The organism is Corallococcus terminator (genome assembly GCF_003611635.1).
In the GTDB taxonomy this organism is placed as follows: Bacteria; Myxococcota; Myxococcia; order Myxococcales; family Myxococcaceae; genus Corallococcus; species Corallococcus terminator.
This window is the reverse complement of the sequence record NZ_RAVZ01000490.1, coordinates 1-5,177: the sequence shown is the minus strand read 5'-3', so window position 1 is coordinate 5,177 and position 5,177 is coordinate 1. Positions and strand designations below refer to the sequence as shown.

Here is a 5,177-nt window from a genome sequence, read left to right as displayed (position 1 = left end):
GTGCACCACGCCGTGCTGCTGGGGCCGGACGGGGCGGTGCGCGCGAGCGCCCGGGCCGACGCGGCGGATGGCACGTGGCTGGGGACGTTGAGGGGGAAGTGCGCGGTGGGGGGCGCGCTCTTCTGTGCCACGGACGCGGGGCTGACGCGCGTAGAGGCGCGGCAGGGGCGGTTGGAGGCCGTGCGCGAGTTCCCGGACGCGGAGCCGTTCGTGGACGCGGGGTGCCAGTTGCTGCTGTCGCGAGAGGGATTGATGGTGGTGGGGGCGCAGGTCCTCACCGTGTTGCGGATGACGTGAAACACGCAAGGGGGATGGACATGAAGAAGACGACCGTGAAGGAACTGCCGCTGCCCGGGTTCTACAATGCCAACCATGCGGCGGAGTACGGCTACGGCTCCAACGCCGGCAGGTTGCAGCAGGAGGCCGGCGCGTGGAAGGCGGCGCAGGGTGCGAAGGTGTCGGCGACGGACACCTTCAACCTGCACCTGCTGCTCATCGACGTGCAGAAGGACTTCTGCTTCCCGGATGGCTCGCTGTACGTCGCGGGGCGAAGCGGGCGGGGCGCCATCGACGACAACCGGCGCATCGCGGAGTTCATCTACCGCAACCTGGGGACGCTGACGAACGTCACCGCGACGCTCGACACGCACTTCGCCTACCAGATCTTCTTCCCGTCCTTCTGGGTGGACCAGGACGACCAGCCGTTGCAGCCGTATCGCGAAGTGACGCGTGAACAGATTGAGCGCGGTCAGGCGCGGCCGAACCCCGCGGTGGCGAAGTGGCTGTGCGGCGGCAACTACCCGTGGCTGCTCAAGCAGGTGAAGTACTACTGCGAGGAGTTGGAGCGGGCAGGCAAGTACACGCTGTACCTGTGGCCGCCGCACTGCCTGCTGGGCAGCGACGGGCATGCCCTGGCGGGCGTGGTACAGGAGGCGCGGTTGTTCCACTCGTTCGCGCGCGGCGTGCAGTCGTGGGCGGAGGTGAAGGGCGGCAACCCGCTGACGGAGAACTACTCGGTGCTGCGGCCGGAGGTGCTGATGCGGCATGACGGCCAGCCGCTCGCGCAGCGCAACACGCAGTTCCTGAAGACGCTGCTCACGTCGGACGCGGTGGTGATTGGCGGGCAGGCGGCGAGCCACTGCGTGAAGAGCTCCATCGACGACCTGCTGGGGGAGATCGTCGCGCAGGACGCGGCGCTGGCCCGGAAGGTCTACCTGCTCACGGACTGCATGTCGTCGGTGACGGTGCCGGACGGCAAGGGCGGGTTCGCGGCGGACTTCACGCCGCAGGCGGATGCGGCGCTCAAGCGCTTCGCGGACGCGGGCATGCACCTGGTGAAGTCCACGGACCCGCTGGCGAGCTGGTCCGACCTGCACTTGGCGTGACGTCTGGCATTCCACAACGAAAGGAGACACGGACATGAGCAAGGCGAATGGTGGCGGGGTCCAGAAGCTCTTCGAGGATGCGCACGCGGAAGGGGTGCTGAGCCCCGCGGGGTTGCAGGCACTGACGGTGGTGGACCTGGGGGCCCAGATTCAGGCGGGCCTGGGTGTGCACGTGGACGACGTGCAGGCGAGCGAGGTGGTGCTGGTGACGGTGATGCCGGATGACTCGGGGAGCATCTCGCACTCCGGGCACACGAAGACGGTGTGCGACGGGCACAACCTGGTGCTGGATGCGTTGCTGGCGAGCCAGCAGAAGGACGGCGTGTTGTTCCACACGCGCTACCTGAACGGGCACGTGCTCAATCCCTTCCGGCCGCTGGAGGACGTGGTGCGGATGCACTCCGGCAACTACTCGGCGGACATGGGGACGCCGCTGTATGACAACGCGGTGGTACTGCTGGGCACGGTGCTGGCCAAGGCTCAGGAATTCAGCGGCAACGGGGTGCCGGTGCGCACGGTGACGCTGCTGATTACGGACGGCGCGGACCAGGGTTCGCAGAAGGCGCGGGCGAAGGACGTGGCGGCGCTGGTGAAGGACCTGCACCGGGTGGAGAACCACATCGTGGCGGCGATGGGCATCGACGACGGCACGACGGACTTCCGCAAGGTGTTCCAGAGCATGGGCATCGCGGACCGGTGGATCCTCACCCCGGGCCAGAGCGCCCAGGAGATCCGCGCCGCCTTCCAGGTGTTCAGCCAGTCCGCGGTCCGCGTCAGCCAGGGCGCGGCCAGCTTCAGCCGCACGGCGCTGGGCGGGTTTGGCCGCTAGGGGAAGAAGTCACCCTTCTGCTAAAATCAACAGCCCGGACCGGAGGGGGAACTTCTGTGCATCCAGGTGCGAACTATTGAATGGCATCGTCGTCACAGGGCTTGGCCTGGCGAGCAGCCTGGATGAGGTAGTCACCGCATGCGCTGCGGCCCGGGCCGGCATCAACCGTGCCCGGGAGATTCCGGCTTTCGGGGCCATCGACGATGACGTCATTGAGTTCGTTCCAATTGCGGGGCATGAGTGTCACCCCCTGACGGAGGGGTTCCAGGGAGATGCCCGGCTGATTCGTCTGGGGACCGCCGCTCTCAGGGATCTGCTCACATACTCCGGGCTCCAGTCAGACGACCTCTCGCGAACGGCTTTCTTCCTCAATGTGGGAAGCTCCTTCCTTTCAAGTGTTGGAGAGCCATCCGAAGGCTCCCCGGAAGGGATGCCCGTCGGGCGCGGTTCATCCACACCCCTGGTTGATGCACTCTGCCTGTTCGGCGCTCTGCCTATCCCCAAGGAACTTCGCTTCGTCCTGCGGGGAGACCACCATGGTATCGCAACAGCAGTGCACGAGGCTTGCGAGCTACTGAAGCGGCGCGTTGTAGAGCGCTGCCTCATCGGAGGAGTTGATTCGTTTCTTGAGCGGAAGACGCTCGAAATGCTGGCTCGATTGCGGTTGCTCAAGACAGTTGGAAACCCGGTGGGGTTCATGCCAGGGGAGGCTGCGGCATTCTTCTTTCTGGAAAGGGCGGTCCCGGCCCGCCAGCGTGGCGCACGTATCGAAGCGGAGCTGGTGGCCACCTCCCTGACCACCGAAGAGCCGCACCGCTTCTCAGGCCCCTCACATGGAAGCGGTCTTGCGGCGGCGATGAGGAACGTCTTGGAGGACGTTCGCGAAAAGCAATCCGGGTCCGCTCTGGTCATCCACAATCACAATGGGGACCCCTGGCGTGCGATGGAGTGGGGCACGGCTCTCGTCCGGTTGGCTGGCGTGGAGATGATGCGAGAACCTCGGGCATGGTTCCCTCCTGCGTCGTTTGGTGAAACCGGTGCCGCGACGGGCCCGCTCGCGGTGTGCATGGCCGTGCGCGCGTTCGCACGACGTTACGCGGGCTCTCCCTATGCACTCATTGGCATGTCATCCTATGCAGGAACCAAAGGCGCACTGATGCTGCGCGCTTTGACACGGGACGTATCCCAGGGGCACTAGGAACCTCGAAAGCAGGGGGAAGCCATGGCTCAGTCCGCGGAACACATCACGCAGATGACGAAGAATGACCTCCACGACAAGGGAGCATGCATTCTTCGCCATGAGTCGGCCAGAAAGAGCAGTCCGTGTGACTATCAATGGAATGGATATCAGCTCAGCAAGACGGCGGCACGCTCAGGCATGTACAACAAGCCGCTCCGCCGCTCTTGGATCGACCGCGACAAGGCGGATCGCGACATCTTCGAGGCCGCGACCCGGAAGGAGAAGCGCTCGGGAGAGACGTCCGGCGAGTTCGGCCTGAGGTTGCGTGACTTCGTCAAGAAATACCGGCTCAGCGTTCGCTACACCAGCCGAGTTCTGGAGCGCGACCCGAAGGCATGGTTCATCGGCGAGCCCACGCACCCGAAGAACTTCGTTCCCATGGCGCATGATCCTGAAGGGGGAATGCACCGCCCCTATTACCACAACTGGCACCACATGATTCCGAACGGGGCCATCAACGAATATATCGGCGGTGGTCCGGACGGAGCGAAGCGCTTGTTTCTGTTGATGACGTCGCTCTACAACATGAACTGCGGCCAGAACATCGTTCTGCTCCCCAAGGAGAGCTTCGTGGGTCGGGTGCTGGGGCTGCCCATTCATTGTCCCTATGGCCAGATGAGCCACCCCACGTATTCGCAAGCTTGTGAGAAGCATCTGCGTCGGATCGCGGCTCAACTGAAAAAGGTGCTTGCATCGGGTAATCCGCACAAACTCAATGACGAGAACGTCACCCAGATCAAGAAGGCGATGAACCTTTTGTCCGACAAACTCCTTGCCACCCTCAAGGCGATGCCCCCCGGGGTCTCGTTGGACGAACTGGAGTCCATCTAGGCTCTTGGAGGATTTGAGATGCCGAGCTTCACCTTTCACATCGTTACAACCCCCTACGATCCCAGATTCTGCAGCATCAAACGGACGCCGGAAACCATCCTCAAGGACTGGCGATTGCTGGAAGGCGTTCCGTTCGGATCGGACTTCCCTGCGACTTCACGCTTCGAAATGGACAAGCGCGCGGGGGAGATGGCTCCTGATCTGCTTCCGAATATCCTGTCGCTACTGATGATTTCCCCCCGAGTCCGCACCTTGTTCGAGGCGGAACGGGTCTCGGATGTCGAGTACCTCCCCTTCGAACTGGCGAACAAGAGGGGCTCGGTGGTCAGCAGGGACTACGCCGTGGCCAATCTGCTTGGCAGCGTGGATTGTCTGGACGCCGCACGATCGAAGTTCGACGAAGATCCGCTTGAGCCTGGAGGCATTGCCAATCTGTATAAGCTCAATCTCCATCTCGACAGGATTCCCGAGGACAAGAAGCTGTTTCGCCTGAAGCAGATGATGCACGAATTCATCATCCGTTCGGACCTGCTGCAACTGCTCCGAGAGCAAGGGGTGACAGGCTTGGCGACGCTCGACCTCGATACGGAAATCATCCTCTGAACGGGCCACCGTGCTTTCATGAAGACAGAGCTCGACATCACCGTTGATAATCTCGCGTTCGAAATCGCCCAGAGGCTTCCGCGCGCGGTCGGCACGTTGGCTCAGGGCCAACTCGACGGTGCTGCGTTCCTGAGAATCTGCCTGGACCACCGCCGGCTGGCCCCCCCAGTGTCAGCGTAGTTGTCGCCTCGGCTGAGCAGCCGAGGTGACCACCTGAGCGGGGCGAGCAGGAAGACAACGGTGCCGTATACGGACGCATTCAAGAGTCAGATGGTGAAGCGGATGCTGG

5 protein-coding genes and 1 pseudogene are annotated in these 5,177 nt (G+C 63.4%); all 6 read left to right on the top strand.

The window, feature by feature from the left end; genetic code table 11:
* A pseudogene (locus D7V88_RS38705) lies at window positions 1-297 on the top strand (hypothetical protein); the annotation flags it as partial.
* Between the two features lie 20 nt (window positions 298-317).
* A complete protein-coding gene (locus tag D7V88_RS38700; protein ID WP_120545547.1) occupies window positions 318-1,385 on the top strand; it encodes a cysteine hydrolase family protein in 1,068 nt (355 codons plus the stop codon).
* A 34-nt stretch (window positions 1,386-1,419) separates the two neighbouring features.
* Window positions 1,420-2,214, top strand: coding sequence for a hypothetical protein (locus D7V88_RS38695; RefSeq protein WP_120545546.1), 795 nt, complete (start codon window positions 1,420-1,422; stop codon window positions 2,212-2,214).
* A 76-nt stretch (window positions 2,215-2,290) separates the two neighbouring features.
* A complete protein-coding gene (locus D7V88_RS42780; protein WP_147449059.1) occupies window positions 2,291-3,412 on the top strand; it encodes a hypothetical protein in 1,122 nt (373 codons plus the stop codon).
* A gap of 24 nt (window positions 3,413-3,436) precedes the next feature.
* Window positions 3,437-4,285: an AHH domain-containing protein gene (locus tag D7V88_RS38690; RefSeq protein WP_120545545.1), complete on the top strand. Its 849-nt coding sequence runs from the start codon at window positions 3,437-3,439 to the stop codon at window positions 4,283-4,285.
* A gap of 18 nt (window positions 4,286-4,303) precedes the next feature.
* Window positions 4,304-4,888 (top strand): imm11 family protein, encoded by a 585-nt coding sequence (locus D7V88_RS38685; RefSeq protein ID WP_120545544.1) that lies wholly within the window; start codon window positions 4,304-4,306, stop codon window positions 4,886-4,888.
* Window positions 4,889-5,177: the final 289 nt, after the last annotated feature.